The following is an 18,014-nucleotide window of genomic DNA, read 5'->3' on the forward strand; positions in this document are numbered from 1 at the left end:
ATTAAAAAACGCCGACTGGTTTAATCCAGTCGACGCTTGATAGTTATTGATAATTAAATTATGCTAATGCTTTTTTAGCTTCTTCAACTAAAGCTGTAAATGCTTCAGCATCGTTGATTGCTAATTCTGATAACATTTTACGGTTTACTTCAATACCTGCTTTTTTCAAGCCATTCATTAATACTGAGTAGCTAATACCGTTCATACGAGCAGCTGCATTGATACGAGTAATCCATAAGCGACGGAAGTCACGTTTCTTTTGACGACGGTCACGGTATGCATAAGAGTATGATTTCATTACTTGCTGTTTAGCAGTTTTGAATAATACACTTTTCGCTCCATAGTAACCTTTTGCTAATTTTAATGTACGTTTACGACGTTGACGGGTAACTGATCCACCTTTAACACGTGCCATGTTTCATTCCTCCTTAGTTCTTCTAGAATATTATAATGCTGAGATTTGATGTTTGATACGTTTCATGTCAGACGGATGTACCAAAGTTGCTTTTGCTAATTGACGACGTTGTTTTTTAGTTTTTCCGTGGAAACGGTGACTAGTAAAAGCACGCGAACGTTTTAATTTCCCTGAACCTGTACGTTTTACACGTTTAGCTAATCCACGGTGAGTTTTTTGTTTTGGCATGATTATTCCTCCTGAAATCTATTATTCTGCTGATTTTACTGGTGAAAGCATAATAAACATGCTTCGACCATCCATTTTAGGCTGAGATTCAACAACAGCAAATTCTTTTGTATCTTCAATAAAATCTTCTAAAACTTCACGACCTAAATCTTTATGCGTAATGGCACGTCCTCTAAAACGAATACTCGCTTTAACTTTATCACCATTACCTAAGAATTTAATCGCTTGACGTAATTTAGTATTGTAGTCGTGGTCTTCAATAGAAGGACTCAAACGAACTTCTTTAACTGTAATTGTCTTTTGATTTTTACGTTGTTCTTTTTCGTTCTTTTGCATTTCGTATCGATACTTACCGTAATCCATAATTCTGGCAACAGGTGGCTGTGCAGATGGTGATACTAATACTAAGTCTAGACCGAATGTTTCAGCAATTGTCAATGCATCATCTAATGATTTTACTCCGATTTGTTCGCCATTGTCTCCAATTACGCGTAACTCATTAGCTCGGATTTCTTCGTTAATTGGTAATTCTTTAACGATAATTTCCACCTCCATAATAGTTTGAGCGGCAAGTAGGATCCGCAATACAATAAAAAAGCAAGTTTACATAATAAACTTGCCGCAATAATAGACTTACAATGAATAACCATTGAAGTCTTCTTATTTGCCACACACCTACTAGTGTTGGCGAGAAACGGCAGTTTCTACTTGTTTTTCTCAACTTTTACATAATACCATAAAAAATCTGCTTGCGCAACCCTTAAACGTGATTATTTTTATTTAGTTCTTTCCTAATCAAACTTCGATAGCTTTATTTTGATTAAATACTTCTGTACAACATCAGTCAAACGCACTTTTCTTATTATAACCAATATAGAAAATGGTTGTCCACTCCTATTTACAAAATTCAAATCACACAGTATCTGATAAAGAGCCACCCTTTAGAATGCGACTGTGTTCTCTTTATATTGATACTGTGCAACGATCACTTAATCCTTGTTTCCTTTTTAATATCAACATAACTGTGTAAAAAAACATTGCTACCATATAAAAATAGACTAAAGTATACAAGTGATAGTTTCCAAAGAAACCATCTTAACATCATGTATGATTGATCTATCTTTCCATAATTAAGACAATCCGATAATTGTGCCTTCCTCGGTAATATCCATATGGTTGGCAGCAGGTACTTTAGGTAAACCGGGCATGGTCATAATATCGCCCGTTAATGCTACAATAAAGCCGGCACCTGCATACACTTTTAAGTGACGAACGGTTACTTCAAAATCAGTTGGCGCTCCTAATAATTTTGGATTATCAGTAAATGAATATTGTGTTTTCGCCATACAAATAGGCAATTTGTCGTAACCTAAGGTCGTTAATCGACGAGCTTGACGACGTGCTTGTGGGGTTAACTTCACTTGGCGTCCACCATAAATCTTTTGCACGATTGCTTGCAATTTTTCTTCAATCGTATCCTCTAATTGATAAACATATTGCAATTTGGATTCTTTTTCGGCAGCAACAACTACTTTTTCTGCTAGCTCCATGTTTCCTTTACCGCCATTAGCCCAACCATCTGATAAAGCTACTTCGACTTCCAATTCGTGACACACTTGCTGCACTACCGCAAATTCAGCCTCCGTGTCGGTAGCAAATTTATTAATCGCCACCACAACTGGTTTGCCAAATTGTTCATTTACATTTTGTACGTGACGACGTAAGTTGGCCACACCCTTTTCAAGTGCTGTCACGTTTTCTTTAGATAAATCTTCGCGTTTAACACCTCCATGCATTTTCAAAGCACGGATAGTCGCCACCACAACGACAGCATCAGGTTCTATTTCGCCAAGGTGACATTTAATGTCCATAAATTTTTCTGCACCTAAATCTGCACCAAAGCCTGCTTCGGTAACGGTGTAATCTGCTAATTTCATTGCTGTCTTCGTAGCGATGATTGAATTACAACCATGCGCGATATTGGCAAAAGGACCACCATGAATAAAGGCTGGTGTGCCTTCTAATGTTTGTACTAAATTCGGATTAATGGCATCTTTCATTAATATAGCTAACGCACCTGATATTTGAAGGTCTTCCACCGTAACAGGTTCACCACTATTGTTATAAGCAACAATGATTCGGCCTAATTTGGACTTTAAGTCGGTCATGTTTTCCGCTAAACATAAAATAGACATGATTTCTGAAGCCACAGTAATATCAAAACCATCTTCATGTGGAAAGCCATCTGATTTTTTACCTAATCCTGAAACAATATTACGAAGTTGGCGATCATTCATATCAACGACACGTTTCCAAGTAATGGAACGAGCATCAATATCTAATTCATTACCATGATGAATATGATTATCTAAAGCAGCTGCCACTAAATTATTGGTTGCGGAAATTGCGTGGAAATCTCCTGTAAAATGAAGATTGATATCTTCCATCGGAATAACTTGCGAGTAACCTCCACCAGCAGCACCACCTTTCATCCCAAAGACTGGACCTAAAGAAGGTTCACGTAAAGCAACCATTGCATTCTTACCAATCTGTCTAAGACCATCGGCTAATCCAACTGAAACGGTTGTTTTACCCTCACCGGCCGGCGTTGGCGAAATGGCTGTCACTAAAATCAGTTTACCGTTTTGACGTTCGTCTAAATCAGCTATTTGGTTGACTAAAACCTTTGCTTTATCATGACCATAAGGGGATAACTCGGTTGGTTGAATACCTAATTTATCCGCAATGACTTGAATTGGTAATGGTTGGATGCTATGTGCAATTTCAATATCAGTTAAATGTGACAAAAATTCTTACTCTCCTTCTCTTATTGGCCAATATCTTGACGATAACTTAAATTTGAACTTTTAATTTGTTTAACCAACTCATAGGCTCTTTCTCTAGCCATCGCTCGACTACTTCCCAAGCCCACTGCAGTTAATACTCGCCCACCGATATTCACAATGGTATCTTCTATTTTTTTGGTTCCATTATGAAATAATAGTTGATCCGAAGCTATTGATGGCGGTAATTCAATCGGATGGTTTTTATCAAACGTTTGTGGATATCCTTTAGAATGAAGCACCACCCCAACTGAATGTTGGGGAGACCACTGAAGGTCATGCTCATTCAAATTATTTGCAATGGCCTTTTGAATTAATTCAACTAAATCCGATTCAAGTCTTGGTAAAAGCACTTGCGTTTCAGGATCGCCAAAACGAACATTAAATTCCAAGACTTTGGGTTGGTGATGATCGACCATTAATCCAACAAATAAAACCCCTGTGAAATCAAACCCTTCTGACTCTAATCCATATTCAATTTGTGCTAAAAGAGTTTGAATCCGTTGATGCAAATCAGTGGCAAGACTATTAGTTGGAGAATAGCCACCTAAACCGCCGGTATTAAGTCCTTGATCGCCTTCTTCGGCTTTTTTATAATCATGGGCCATATCTAATGGAAATAATTTATTATGTGAAACCAAACATAAGAGTGATATTTCCTCACCCGTTAAATATTCTTCAATAACCACTTGATGACCTGCTGCACCAAATTTGTGATGATTCATCATCGAGTCAAGCGTCTCTTTTACTTCTTCTCTTGTCTGAGCAATCACAACCCCTTTTCCTAGTGCTAAACCATCTGCTTTTAAAACGATTGGCAAAGATAACGATTCAGTCACGCGGATTCCTTCTTCATAAGAGGTTACCGTTTCATAGGTAGCAGTTGGAATTTGATGGCGGACTAAAAACTGTTTGGTGAAATCTTTTGAGCCTTCAAACTGAGCACAATGACGATTCGGTCCAAAGATAACGAGCCCTGCAGCTTCAAAAGCATCAACTACACCTAGACATAGTGGTTCCTCAGGACCCACTATGGTCAGGTCTATCGCTCTCTCTTGAGCAAAAACCACTAAAGCTGGAATATCTGTTGGTTCTATTTCAACTTGAGTCGCAATTGAGGCTATACCAGCATTGCCTTTCGCTACAAACACTTCTTCAACTTGTGGCGATTGTGACACTTTCCAAGCTAGCGCATGTTCACGGCCACCATTTCCGATAATCAATATTTTCACAGATTGCCTCCTAATGTTTGAAATGACGCATGCCAGTAAAGATAACCGAGATGTCTTGTTGATTAGCGGCTTCAATCACTTCCGCGTCTTTAACTGAACCACCCGGTTGGATAATCACTTTAATGCCATAATCGACTAATGTATCAATAGTATCTTTAAAGAAGAAGGCATCTGATGCTACAACAGCCCCTTCTAATGGAAATTCTGATCGTTCAAGCGATTTTTCTAAAGCCCAAACGCGTTTCACTTCGCCATGACCTAGGCCATAGGTTTGGCCATTTTTAGCTACTACCATTGCATTAGATGCAATATGTTTGCACACTTTCCACGCAAAAATCAAATCTTGTTTCTCTTCTTCGGTAATCGCACGTTCAGTCATTAACTCCCATTTTTCAAAAAGTTCACGGTCAGTCTCTTGTAATAATAAACCATCGACTGTTTCTTTGAATTGTAAATTATTGGGTTTAATGTCTCCTAAAGTCGGTATTTCTAACAAACGGATGTTTTTCTTCGCTTGCAATACAGCTAATGCTTCCTCAGAAAATTCAGGCGCTGCCACAATTTCTAAAAAGGTTTTGCTTAGTAATTGTGCCGTTTCTAAATCGACTGGACGATTAAGGCCAATAATACCGCCAAAAATAGAATTCGGATCACAGTCATGCGCTTTTTGATACGCTTCTGCTAATGTGGCACCAATCGCAACACCACATGGGTTCGCGTGTTTAACTGCTACAGCAGTTGGTTCTTCAAATTCTAATAATAAATCCAAACAAGCTTTTAAATCATTTAAATTATTATAGGATAATTCCTTGCCATGTAATTGCTTAAAGTTATATTTCTTTTGACTAGTTGAATAATATGCAGCTTGTTGATGTGGATTTTCGCCATAACGTAAGGATTGTGGTGTCTTATAAGCTAAGGTTAAATATTCAGGAAAAGCTACTTCATTAGTACGATTAAAGTAAGCTGCTATTTGTGCATCGTAGTAGGCTGTCAAATTAAAAGTTTTGCCAGCTAAGGTCTGACGCTCCGCTAAACTTAAGCTCCCGTTTTCTTGTAATCGGCTTAATACCCAATCATAATCCGTTTGTTCCACGATAATAGTGACATCTTGATAGTTTTTAGCTGCCGCACGAATCATCGATGGACCGCCTACATCAATTTTTTCAATAATATCACCATGAGTCGCATCGACTTTAGCAACCGTCTCTTCAAATGGATATAAACTATTCACGACCATATCAATACTTTGAATATCATGTTCTGCTAAGGTTTGGCGGTGTTCTTCATTATCTCGTTTAAATAAGATCCCTCCATGAATAGCTGGGTGGAGTGTTTTTACTCTTCCGCCTAACATATCTGGATAAGAGGTAACATCTTCAACGGGAGTGACGGCAATCCCAGCCTCTTCTAAACATTTTTGAGTACCTCCGGTCGATAATATTTCCCAACCAAGGTCAACTAAACCTTGAGTGAACTCGACAATACCTGTTTTATCATATACTGAAATTAATGCACGCACGATGAATTTCCTCCTATTAAGTCTTTAATACTTTCAATTAAAATATGATGTTCGATTTCTAATACACGTTGTTGTAAGCTTTCAGGGGTATCTTCTGGCAATACATGAACCACTTCTTGACGAATGATAGGTCCCTCATCTAACTCTGCGTTAACTATATGGGTAGTCGCACCCGTTATTTTCACCCCACGTTTAATCACCGCTTCATGAACTTTTAAACCATAAAATCCTTTACCGCTAAATGCCGGAATTAAAGAAGGATGAATATTTAAAATTTGAGTTGGATAGGCCGCTAATAGTTCTGGCCCTATTTTTCTTAAATAACCTGCTAATATTACGTAATCTACTTGGGCTGATTGTAAGGCAGAGGTTATATCACCCTCTAAGCGGCTGGTCAGGGTCTTAATCCCAGCCAAGCGCGCTCTTTCCAAACCATAAGCTGTAGCATCTGATGAAATGACGATGGCTATTTCCACGTCTAACACTTGCTGATGACAAGCATCAATGATTGCTTGAAGATTACTGCCTCCCCCTGAAATTAATACACCTAACTTTATCTTTCTCATGATAAACGTACACCTGTAAAGTCATCGCTAATTGTCCCTAAAACAAAGGCCTGACTATCAACAGTCGCTAGACAATTAAGTGCTGTCTCTACGGCTGCTGGAGCGACGACCACTACTAGTCCAACGCCCATGTTAAAGGTGCCATACATTTCATCACGATCGATTTGTCCCCATTCTTGTAATAATTTAAAAATGGCTTGTTCAGGAATCGCTTGGGTATCGATTGTAATCCCTAGATTATCGGGAAGGATGCGAGGTAGATTTTCTTCTAAACCGCCACCAGTTATATGGGCAATCCCTTTAACCTCAACACAATCGAATAAGGCGGCCACTTCTTTTGCGTAAATACGTGTGGGCACTAATAATATTTCGCCAACCGTTTGATCTAAACCAGGAATATTATCTTCATAGCTGATATTAGCTTTTTCTAAGATTGCTCGTACCAATGAAAATCCATTAGAATGGACCCCTGATGAAGCTAATCCAATCGCCACATCCCCTGGTTTTATATTGGCACCTGTGATTATTTTTTCTTCATCTACCAGACCGACGACAAATCCTGCTAAGTCATATTCATCTTCTGAATACATTCCGGGCATTTCTGCCGTTTCGCCACCAATCAGTGCTGCACCAGCTTGTTGACAGCCCGTAACTACTCCTTCAACAACTGCTGCCATCTTTTCCGGAATTAATTTTCCGGTAGCGATATAATCTAAAAAAAACAATGGTTTTGCACCTTGACATAAAATGTCATTGACACACATTGCCACACAATCAATACCAATTGTATGGTGAATATTTAAGGTTTGCGCAATCATCAACTTGGTGCCTACCCCATCAGTACCTGAGACTAACACCGGTTTTTTTATCCCCATTAAATCAGGTTTGAAAACACCAGAAAAACCTCCTAAATTGGTTAGTACTTCCGGACCATGTGTTTTTTTAACCATATCTTTCATTAATGCAACTTGCTCATAACCGGCTGCTTTATTGACGCCAGCTGTTTTATAATCTAACCCCACATTATGCCTCCGTTCTTTCAAAGTAGTCGCCATACATTTGTTGACGTCCTATCGCTTTGTATAAACCATTTAGCGATAAGAAAGCTAATGAATCACAGCCAATGATGGCTTTCATTTCTTCAATATTATGTTCATAAGCAATTAATTCGTCATTATCAGGAATATCTACCGTTAAATTATTCGAGCTAACAATTTGCGGTGCCGCGATTCTGACATGTACTTTATTAGCTCCTTTTTCTTTTAAATTCTTTACAATTCGTTTAATAGTAGTGCCTCGAACAATTGAATCGTCAATTAATATAATGTCACGATTCATAATGTTGCCACGAATCGGCGTTAACTTAATCTGAATGCCACGTTCGCGTTCGACTTGCGTTTCTTCGATAAATGTACGGCCGACATAGCGATTACGGACAAACCCCTCTTGGAAAGGAATGCCGGATTCTTTGGCATAACCTAAAGCAGCAATCACGCCAGAATCCGGAGCACCAATCACAATATCAGCTTCAACTGGTGCCTCTAAGCTCAACATTTTTCCTAAACGGTAACGCGCATCATAAACTGAAATATTATCAATTACCGAATCTGGACGAGCGGTATAAATAAATTCAAATGCACAAATATTAGACGTTTCATTTGAAAGGTAATAAGATGTTTGCCCATTTGCGGTATGAATAAAAATCTCACCCGGTTGCAAGTCGCGAACAAAACGTGCACCAATCGACTCAATGGCACATGATTCAGTCGCAACAATCGTCGCTTGTGAATCATAACCGATACATAAAGGTTTAATGCCCATAATATCACGGTAAGCAATCATCTTATCGTCATTGAGATAAATGAAACTAAACGCACCTTCAAGACTCAATAAGTACTCTCTTAAGTCTGCACATTCACCTTCAAGGCGATCCCATAAATCGTCAAAAACAGAACCTTCATTGGTAACCACACCATCAAAAACCATCACCGCCCCATTTCGTTGGATTGGCATATCCGGTGTGTGGTCATAACGGAACTTATATTTTACAAAGCCAACGCCCTTTGATCCTTTCAAATCATCATTTTTTCCACGGGCAAAGCTTCGCTTAATAAGTCCCGGTCCAACACAAAGGTCCACTTCTCCGTCATGCACGGTCGCAATACCAGATGATTGTTGCCCTCTATGTTGTAAGGCATAAATACCAAAATAAATGGAAGTAAAAACATCTTTGGGCTCTGTTGAAAAGTATCCAAATAATCCACTCATGGTAAGCCCCTTATAGGTCGGTAATGTCATCAGCCATCTTGATAACATTTTGTTTCATTTGTTGTTTATAGGCTAATAATTTTGCAGCGATGTCTTTATCATGAACCGCTAAAATTTGAGCTGCTAAAATCGCAGCATTAGCTCCACCATCAATCGCAACCGTTGCGACTGGAACACCTGAAGGCATTTGCACAGTTGATAATAATGCATCAAGACCATCAAGCGTTGATGATTTAACCGGAATTCCGATTACTGGTTTAATCGTCGCACCAGCTAATACCCCCGCTAAATGGGCTGCTTTTCCAGCCATCGCAATGTACACATCTGCCTCATCACGTTCCACTTCTTCCAGTAATAAATCTAAGGCACGGTGAGCAGAAATCACTAATACTTTGTAAGGTAAACCAAATTCTTTTAATTGTTCTACGACTTTTTGAGCAATTCCTTTATCGGAGGAAGATCCCATAATAATTGTTATCATTGCTATTCCTTTCTATATTTAAAGTTTTTAATTAAAATATTGACGAGCTGACTGAATAAATGGCGGTAAAGCTTCAATTTCAATATTGACGTATAAATCCTTATCCATTCTTTCAGGGTTTGAAACGGAAGCAAAGACTAAGCCATCTGGACTGGTCATCGCATCCACTGCGGGTGCATGATGGTACTCATTAAATACCGATAACACTTGCCCATTAGCAAATAATTCATCTGCTTTATCCCCTAAATCAATTTGTCCCCAAGCAGTCGCTACTGCGGTTGAGAATATTGGCGATGTCGCTTTGTTCGCCCATGCTGAATAATTAGACACTAGGGTACTTGGAATAATGTCTGCCATAAATTTGCCATATGGATTTTGGTTGACTTGAATCTTGGTTCCTGGTTGGAAACGTCCGAATTCAATTAAACCGGCACGAATTAAACTTGCTCCTGCAGAACCAGCTCCGTAAATTAGCCCTTTTTGTTCAAGATGTTGCATGATGGCTTGTCGAACAGCTTCATCCTGAAGTACTAAATCCCAACCAAAGCCAGATTCACTTGGTTCATTAGCAAACACAAAACCTGAAGCCAATGCAATTACTTGATAATCGTTTATTTTAGCTGCTAGTGCCGCCACAGATTGTTGATAGAGTTCATGACTTGAAGTTTGAATAATGTGAAATTCTGTCATAAAACCTGCCGCTTCAAAAGCATCACGTAAGTCATATTCCGTATTGGCACCTAAAATTACTGGAATCAATACACGAGGTTGATTGTTTTTAACTTGCTCACTGTATGTTTGAGTCACTGGTTTTGGACTTATTTGCATTGGTTTTTCAATCAATTCATACACTGAAGCTAAAACTCGTTTATTTGCTTGATGAATGTCGGTAATCTTAAGTTGAACATCCGCTAAACTAATTACCTCCACTTGTGTTTGACCAATCACTTCATAGGTTAACCCTTCTAAAACAGTTAAGTCTTCTACCTCAACTACAAAAGATCCCATCATTGCTTCAGTTAAACGATGAGCCATTCTGTCATGCAATTGGATTCCAATGTGGTTTCCATAAGCCGTATTCAATACTTCTGATAGTAAACCTTTGACACCGACCGTAGAAACAGCAGCTAATTTTCCTTCAATCGCTAACTGATGTAATCTTTCAAGTGTCGCTTTAAAATTACTTAAATCTAAGGTACCGTCTGCTTGAATAACTGATTCTATTAAGACAACCGGATGATTCGCTTTTTTAAAGGCTCGTGATACAACCTGGTGAATGGTTCCCGTCGCTACAGCGAAACTTACTAATGTCGGCGGCACCGTTAATTCTTCGAAAGTACCCGACATTGAATCTTTTCCGCCGATAGCAGCTAATCCTAAAGCCGCCATCACTTCATTCGCACCTAATAATGCTAATACTGGTTTGCCCCATGCTCTTGGATTGTTCCCTAAAGATTCAAAATATTCTTGGAAAGATAAGCGTGCTTTTTTGTAATCAAATCCCATCGCAACTAAACGAGCAATTGATTCTACTACCGCATAATATCCTCCATGGAACGGTGAACGTTCTGCTAAATATGGATGGTAACCATATGCCATCACAGATGTCGTTTGAGTTGCACCTTTATCAACTGGTAAACGAGAAATCATTCCTAATTCTTTCGTTGCACGGAATTTTCCACCATATGGATAAAGCACGGTTCCACGACCAATTGACGCATCAAATTGTTCATCCATTGCTTGTTGATTGGCTTCAGCTAAAGTTTGAACAAAAGCCATCACATTTTCTTCGGTAAAGGCAAACTCTTCGTAATCAAAAGGTTTCTGTGTTGGGTTAACTAAAAGGGCATCCGCTTCTTTTTCGGCCCCATTAGTATTTAAAAATTCACGACTTAAGTCGACAATTTTTTGACCGTTCCAATGCATCACCATGCGTTTTGACGCAGTAACTTCCGCAATAATGGTTGCTTCAACATCTTCATCCGCACAATATTGCATAAAAGTATCAATATCATCTTTTGAAACCACCACAGCCATTCGTTCTTGTGATTCTGATAATGCAATCTCGCCGCCATGCATTCCTGGATATTTGGTTGGCACTTTATCCAAGTCAATCATAAGACCATCGGCTAATTCACCTACCGCAACGGATACCCCACCGGCACCAAAGTCATTACAACGTTTAATCAATCTAACAGCATCGCCATTTCTAAAGAGACGGCCGATTTTACGTTCAATGGACGCATTTCCTTTTTGAACTTCTGCACCGGCCGTTTCAAGTGAAGTTTCTGTTTGAACTTTTGACGAGCCAACAGCAGCACCTAAACCATCACGTCCAGTACGTCCACCTAATAAAACAACATAATCACTAGCTTGAGGCTCTTCCCTAACAACATTCTCTCGCGGAGCCGCCGAAATGAGTGCACCCAATTCCATCCGTTTTGATTCAAAACCAGGATGATAGATATCCTCATTAAAAGAGGCGGTAACCCCATATTGATTGGCATAATCTGCATAGCCAGCAAGCGCCGTTTTAGCAATAACTCGTTGTGGCAATTTGTCTTTACGAACATTTGCCCATGCTTGGTTAGGATTCATTCCGCCACCCAAGCGCATTGCTTGATAAACCCAAGAGCGACCTGACAATGGGTCTCTGACCCCACCGCCAATACAGGTTGACGCTCCCCCAAATGGTTCAATTTCGGTTGGGTGGTTATGGGTTTCGTTTTTAAAGTATAATAACCAATCTTCTTCGGTTCCTTCTACATCTACTTTTATTTCTAAAGCACATGCATTGATTTCAGCAGAAATTTCGACATCCTCTAATTGATGTTTCGATTTTAAGTTTTTCGCTTGAATAGTGGCTAAATCCATTAAAGTAATCGGACGATCGGTACGTTGTAATTGTTGACGAGTTTGAAGATAATTATCTAAAGCTGCTTGGAATAGAGGTGCAAATTCGCCTGCTTCTACCTCGATATCTTTTAAGTGCGTATTAAATGTTGTATGGCGGCAATGATCGGACCAATACGTATCAATTACTTTTAATTCGGTTAAATTCGGTTCACGGTCTTCTGATTGGAAATAAGTTTGACATAATTTCAAGTCATCAAAATCCATTGCAAACTGTGTACCAAATACCTTTAACGCTTCATCATCCATTGTTAAAAATCCACTAATCGGTTCTAAATCGGTCGTTGCTGACGCTTGAATCACCGGATTGGCTGCATCAAAAGCCACTTCTACTTTTTCAACAGGATTCAAATAATATTGCTTAAACATTTCAAATTGAGTAGTCGAAATATTTTCAATCACAATCACTTCAGAATGATGAACGCGTCCATGATCAAAACCTAAGACTTGACGCATCATTCGTTCGGTCATTTCTTCCTTTTCATTGTATTGGCCTGTTACTTGACGACATCTAAATGCATGTCCAGCAAATAAATCATCAGTATTTAGATGTAAAAGACGATGCGGCGTTGATAACATTCGGTCTTTAACTGTTTCTAATTCAGCTTCACTTAAATTCTCAAAATCAAAAATATCAAAGTAGTGAATGACAAATTCATTTTCCCATCCTAAAAACTCACGTGCTTCTTTCGCTAATCGTTCAACTTTTCCTAACTGTCCTTGAATGGATTCTGTAATTACGCGCATTTTGTTGTCCCCTCTTATAAATAATGAACGATATCTAATGGATTGACGTATTCAGTTTCTTTATAAACACGCATATTACCACCAGACACTTCATCGATTAACACAATTTCATCACTACCCGCTAAACGTCCAAATTCTAATTTAATATCATAAAGTGATAATCCTTTAGTGGCTAAATCTTCTTTAATAATAGTTGAAATATCACGAGTCAATTGTTTGATCTTAGCATATTCACCTTCATTTAAAATTCCTAAGATTTCTAATGCATCTTCATTAATCAGTGGATCTTCTCGGTCATCATCTTTTAGTGTAAATTCAACATACCCTTCCAGTGGCATACCTGATTCAGCATATAATCCATAACGACGAATAAATGAGCCAACCGCTACAAAACGGCAAATAACTTCTAAGCCTTTTCCGAACACTTTAGCCGGTTTAATTTCCATCGTATTCTCATCAATGTTGGCCTCAACAAAATGTGTTGGAATTCCTTTTTCTTCAAGGAGTTCAAAGAAATATTTAGAAACTGTGACATTGGCTTTTCCTGAACCTTCAACCGTTAAACCAACCTGATTGGCACCTGGATCAAATTGGCCATCTTTACCAGTCATATCATCTTTAAAGTGAAAATAGGTTTTACCTTGTTCGTCTTGCAATAAATCTTTCGTTTTACCTCGATAAATGTTTTCCATTCCATTGACTCCTTTACTTTTTATCTGCTCCGACTAACTATAAAAAAAAAATGATGAGGAATATAACTCACACAGACTTTTTTAGTTTAACATTCGCATTTTTTGAATGTCATTCTAATAAAGCCATAATTATTATCCCATCTATGCTTTTATTATAAACAAATATAATAACTATTGTGTAAAAAAACTTATTGTGTTTTATTTCTCCTGTTTAATGTTCGTGTTTTTAAACGGGAGGTAGTCTTTTAGGAGGTATCATCTTATGTTCAAACTTTTTACTAATCCCCAAGATAAAAAAAGCGAGCAAGAAGTAGAAAACCACCGATTTTCGCTTCACCTGCTCGTCCAGTCATAATTTTGGGAGTGAACCAGAAGTAGAAAATTGAATGATTTTCGCTTCGTCTGTCCACCCCCGCACAGTTGAGTAGGCCTTAAACAAGTCTTTAAGACGCAGGTTGAGACCACTCAACCACTGCGCTTAAGACGCAGATTGAGACCACTCAACCACTGCGCTTTGAATTAAATAGAAATGCTTGAGCAGAATTTAAAAAGTTTTTGCCCAGCCTCCCTCGATCGCCGTTTGATGACACCAATTATGACGCCATTAAATAAAAAAATGAGACTAGGAAGAAATCATTTAAGTATCTTCCCAATCTCATCGACTATTTTTAATTTTATTTCGTTTGATAATCAAATGCTTCAATCGGTGAGGATGCAATTAAAAGAAAGACATATCCCGTTTGAAGCCATACAATCGATACGTCCATTAAACCATGAACCAAAACCAATACTCCCATCGCCATCAATAAGGCTATATCTTTCTTCTTAGATGGTTCGCTTAATTGTTCTATTAAAGTACGAACAAAAGGCGTTAAGGCATTTACAAAAATTAATAACCCGAAAATTCCATAATTAGCTAAAAAATCTATCAATAGTTGATGTGAATGCATATCCGCTTCATTCGTCACTAAATAATAGAAATTAATATATGCTAAAGGACCTCTTCCAGTTAATGGGCGTGTCTTAAATATTGCCCATCCATTAGACCAAATCATAAAGCGATCTTCAAAACCGTAAGCTAATGACTCAAAACGTGGGAAAATACTTGGGTTTAAAATAATCACCACTAATCCCACTATACCCAGCGTTAAAAACACTATTGCGATACGGCGATAATTAAACCACAATATCACAAAAGCACCAATTAAAACCGTTGGAATCAACATTCTCGATGCAGTTAAAATAACTGAAATACTATTTAAGGATAGAATTAATAAAACGAGAGCATATTCCCATTTGTTTTTGGCAATAGTAAACCAATAAATAGTAATCACCATCGCCATCACGATATAGAGCCCGAAATAGTTAGCATTAAAGAAGAAAGACTCGGCTCTAAATTGAGGACTTGCATCAGTTATTATATAAGTCCAAGGTAATGAACGCTCTTGAATAAATTTAACATAAGTACTTATTGCATGTATACTTATCAGGCCACTCTCAATAATCAAAATCTTCATTAATAAGACAAACAAATCACGCTTTATAATTTGGCGATAAACCCAAAAGAATAATGCAAATAATAAAAAACCTAGTGGAAGTAGAGCACCTAAAAAATTATAATTCAATAATGCAACCACTTCTGCATATACAAAAAAAACCAACCAGGGTGATAATGTCTTTAAAATTTCTATTAAACTATCGCGTTTTTGATACATTAAAATCATCAAAATTATGAATATTATCGGACCGCTAATGAAAAATGGCAGTACAATACTCATAGTTGCATAAATTAAGAGACGTTCTGGTAAAGTATATCGGGTCAGTAATTTCATAGTAACACCTCCAGAAGCACAATGTTTAAAATTATATATACATTATATAATACTAGCATAATCATGACTATTAATTGTGAAGTTTTTTTGAAAAATTAGAATTTTTTCTAACTTTATGCCACATTTTGTCTTTTATTTGCTATAATTATTAGGGACTATTACTAAGGAGGATTTATTTTGAATTTAACATCCAAATTTTCTAAATATCTACTAACATTTTTAACATTATCCATGATTAGCGGACCGATTGGCGTTTCTGCACAAGTATCAAAAACCCCAATCTTAAGCGGCGATGTACCCGTTATTGAAGAGACTGACCCCTATGTATTACCCGAGGATTACCCTCAAGACATCTTAGATTGGTACGCCTCCAATATTGACGCTCGTTCTTACGTGGTAATGGATGGTGAAACAAATCGTGTATTAGCTGAACAAAAAGCCAATACGCGTTATCCTATCGCTTCTATGTCAAAAGTTGCGTCAATATATTTAGTCTACCAAGCTATTAAAGACGGAAAATTGAAAATGGATGACAAAATTGAAATCCCTCAAGCAATTGAAGATAATATGTCATTTAATCCTGAAATGTCAGCCATGGGATTATATGGTGGGGTTGAGTATACCGTGAAAGACTTAATTTACGGTGTTATGTTATTATCAGGTAACGACGCAACATCTGCTTTAATGTGGCACCTATATGGTTCAGAACAAGAAGGTGTTAAAGCGATTCGCGAATTATTAACGTCTTGGGGCATGACCAACTTTGAATTTTATACTGTTTCTGGTATTCCAAATCAATATATCCCAGAAGATTGGTGGATTGAAGGTTCAGTTGCCGAAAATGAAAACCAAATGACTGCTTCTGATGTTGCATTGATGGCACAACATATTGTACATGACTTCCCTGAAGTTTTGGAAGTGACGAGCGCGGATAGTTATGTCGCACAAGAAGGGACAGAATATGAAGTTGTCATGTCAAATCCTAATCAATTATTACCAGGTGGCGCATACGAACGAGCAGAAATCACCGGCTTAAAATCTGGTATGACTGATGCAGCAGGTAAAAACTTTGTCGCTTCCGGTAAGGAAAACGGTCGTGAAATTTATGTCGTTGTGATGGGATTATTCGATACCGCAGAAATGACGATGAGTTCTTATTGGGAAATTGAAATTTTACTTGATAAATTAGCAGAATATCCTGAGCTATATAAAAACGAGGGGTTGCCTGTTAATCAACACGAAAAACCAGTAGAAGAAGAAACTACCGTTGATGGCGAAACCACTCAAAGTGATGAAATCGAATCTCTAATTAAAGAACACGGTATTCCAAATGAAAACCGTCGTGATAATCCGATCACAAACTTTATGAAAGATATTTTTAATTTCTTCAAATAAAACCATATAATTAAAGCTCCTCAATCGACTTGAGGAGCTTTTTATTTACATAAACATAAAATGAGTGAACAAGAAGCTAGGCAAAAATTAAAAAAATTGATAAATCTAATCTCTTTAGTTTATTATGCAGTGGTTGAGTAATTTCAAGCTGCGCTGGGGTAAACAGACGAAGCGAAAACCAATCGATTTTCTACTTCTGGCCAACTCCCTCAATACCCACTCCCAAGCTAATATTGAGTATGTACAAAATATTTCTGACATAACATCACTTTATGATACTCGGGCATCGTCTAATAACCGTTTAATCTTGTTCTAGTCTCTATCGTTAGTCCTAAATCCATTATTTTCCAATGGTAAAGGTGTATTTATGCCCTTGGGTTAAACTTTGATAAAACCCATCTGCTTCATACATTTGAAATACTTGCACAGCTGCAACATCACTTTCATTAGGATAAACGTGTTTAACGAACGGATTATCTTTTAAAACTTCTTCTAGGCCTTCTCGACCGATTTCTTTTACTTTCCCTTCGATACGAATCACTTGAATTAAATAATCATCTTGCTTCAACGCTGTAATCGCAACATTTTGATTTCCTTGTAATTGCTTATAAAAATTAGTCTTTGGACTCGTCATAAAGAAAATTCCTTTTTCATTGGCTACCCCAACATTAATATAACGAGCATGTGGTTTGCCTTCAGCATCTACTGATGAGAATACTGCCGCTTTAATATCATTTTGTAAAATTGCTAAAATATCTTCTACTTGCATCAGATGCACCCCTATCTAAATATTACGTTAAATTAATTATACCACATTCCAGATAAAAGCGATATCATTATCAAGAAATGGATAGTGTCAAATTATTGTTGGTTTTCCTCT

The 18,014-nt window shown here is 37.7% G+C and carries 15 protein-coding genes and 1 other annotated feature; of the genes, 1 reads left to right on the forward strand and 14 read right to left on the reverse strand.

What is annotated here, in order from left to right; all coding sequences use genetic code 11:
• Window positions 1–58: 58 nt before the first annotated feature.
• The 13 genes from rplT to HMPREF2811_RS00400 all read right to left on the reverse strand — a co-directional run bounded on the left by rplT (window position 59) and on the right by HMPREF2811_RS00400 (window position 15,739).
• Window positions 59–415, reverse strand: a complete 357-nt coding sequence (gene rplT, locus HMPREF2811_RS00340) for a 50S ribosomal protein L20 (RefSeq protein ID WP_066124251.1) — start codon at window positions 413–415, stop codon at window positions 59–61.
• Between the two features lie 30 nt (window positions 416–445).
• Window positions 446–643, reverse strand: a complete 198-nt coding sequence (gene rpmI, locus HMPREF2811_RS00345) for a 50S ribosomal protein L35 (protein ID WP_066124248.1) — start codon at window positions 641–643, stop codon at window positions 446–448.
• 21 nt (window positions 644–664) lie between these two features.
• Window positions 665–1,198, reverse strand: coding sequence for a translation initiation factor IF-3 (infC, locus tag HMPREF2811_RS00350; RefSeq protein WP_066124247.1), 534 nt, complete (start codon window positions 1,196–1,198; stop codon window positions 665–667).
• A gap of 28 nt (window positions 1,199–1,226) precedes the next feature.
• Window positions 1,227–1,359, reverse strand: a sequence feature (ribosomal protein L20 leader region).
• Window positions 1,360–1,773: 414 nt separating this feature from the next.
• A complete protein-coding gene (locus tag HMPREF2811_RS00355; protein WP_071407606.1) occupies window positions 1,774–3,450 on the reverse strand; it encodes a formate--tetrahydrofolate ligase in 1,677 nt (558 codons plus the stop codon).
• A 20-nt stretch (window positions 3,451–3,470) separates the two neighbouring features.
• The gene (gene purD, locus HMPREF2811_RS00360; RefSeq protein WP_071407607.1) at window positions 3,471–4,718 is read right to left on the reverse strand and encodes a phosphoribosylamine--glycine ligase; all 1,248 of its coding nucleotides are present in this window, start codon (window positions 4,716–4,718) and stop codon (window positions 3,471–3,473) included.
• A gap of 10 nt (window positions 4,719–4,728) precedes the next feature.
• Window positions 4,729–6,243, reverse strand: coding sequence for a bifunctional phosphoribosylaminoimidazolecarboxamide formyltransferase/IMP cyclohydrolase (gene purH, locus HMPREF2811_RS00365; protein ID WP_083513238.1), 1,515 nt, complete (start codon window positions 6,241–6,243; stop codon window positions 4,729–4,731).
• On the reverse strand, window positions 6,228–6,806 hold the full coding sequence (purN, locus tag HMPREF2811_RS00370) for a phosphoribosylglycinamide formyltransferase (protein WP_066126006.1): 579 nt from the start codon (window positions 6,804–6,806) through the stop codon (window positions 6,228–6,230). The genes purH and purN overlap by 16 nt, the downstream gene beginning before the upstream one ends.
• Window positions 6,803–7,861, reverse strand: coding sequence for a phosphoribosylformylglycinamidine cyclo-ligase (gene purM, locus HMPREF2811_RS00375; RefSeq protein ID WP_245631287.1), 1,059 nt, complete (start codon window positions 7,859–7,861; stop codon window positions 6,803–6,805). Before purM ends, purN begins: the two co-directional genes overlap by 4 nt.
• Window positions 7,830–9,074 (reverse strand): amidophosphoribosyltransferase, encoded by a 1,245-nt coding sequence (locus HMPREF2811_RS00380; protein WP_066126009.1) that lies wholly within the window; start codon window positions 9,072–9,074, stop codon window positions 7,830–7,832. The genes purM and HMPREF2811_RS00380 overlap by 32 nt, the downstream gene beginning before the upstream one ends.
• A 10-nt stretch (window positions 9,075–9,084) precedes the next feature.
• Window positions 9,085–9,555 carry a 5-(carboxyamino)imidazole ribonucleotide mutase gene (gene purE, locus HMPREF2811_RS00385; protein WP_066126011.1) on the reverse strand — a complete coding sequence of 157 codons (471 nt, stop codon included), beginning with the start codon at window positions 9,553–9,555 and terminating at the stop codon, window positions 9,085–9,087.
• Window positions 9,556–9,582: 27 nt separating this feature from the next.
• A complete protein-coding gene (locus HMPREF2811_RS00390; RefSeq protein WP_071407608.1) occupies window positions 9,583–13,215 on the reverse strand; it encodes a phosphoribosylformylglycinamidine synthase in 3,633 nt (1,210 codons plus the stop codon).
• A 14-nt stretch (window positions 13,216–13,229) separates the two neighbouring features.
• Window positions 13,230–13,907 carry a phosphoribosylaminoimidazolesuccinocarboxamide synthase gene (locus tag HMPREF2811_RS00395; protein WP_066126015.1) on the reverse strand — a complete coding sequence of 226 codons (678 nt, stop codon included), beginning with the start codon at window positions 13,905–13,907 and terminating at the stop codon, window positions 13,230–13,232.
• A 674-nt stretch (window positions 13,908–14,581) separates the two neighbouring features.
• Entirely contained in the window at window positions 14,582–15,739 is a 1,158-nt protein-coding gene (locus tag HMPREF2811_RS00400; protein ID WP_071407609.1) for an O-antigen ligase family protein, read from the reverse strand.
• Window positions 15,740–15,916: 177 nt separating this feature from the next.
• Here HMPREF2811_RS00400 and HMPREF2811_RS00405 point away from each other — a divergent pair, with 177 nt between their 5' ends.
• Entirely contained in the window at window positions 15,917–17,134 is a 1,218-nt protein-coding gene (locus tag HMPREF2811_RS00405) for a D-alanyl-D-alanine carboxypeptidase family protein (RefSeq protein ID WP_246829775.1), read from the forward strand.
• 340 nt (window positions 17,135–17,474) lie between these two features.
• Here the strand turns inward: HMPREF2811_RS00405 and HMPREF2811_RS00410 are convergent, their stop codons facing one another.
• Window positions 17,475–17,903 carry a pyridoxamine 5'-phosphate oxidase family protein gene (locus tag HMPREF2811_RS00410; protein ID WP_066127005.1) on the reverse strand — a complete coding sequence of 143 codons (429 nt, stop codon included), beginning with the start codon at window positions 17,901–17,903 and terminating at the stop codon, window positions 17,475–17,477.
• Window positions 17,904–18,014 lie beyond the last annotated feature (111 nt).

Source organism: Globicatella sp. HMSC072A10, from assembly GCF_001811625.1.
GTDB lineage: Bacteria > Bacillota > Bacilli > Lactobacillales > Aerococcaceae > Globicatella > Globicatella sanguinis.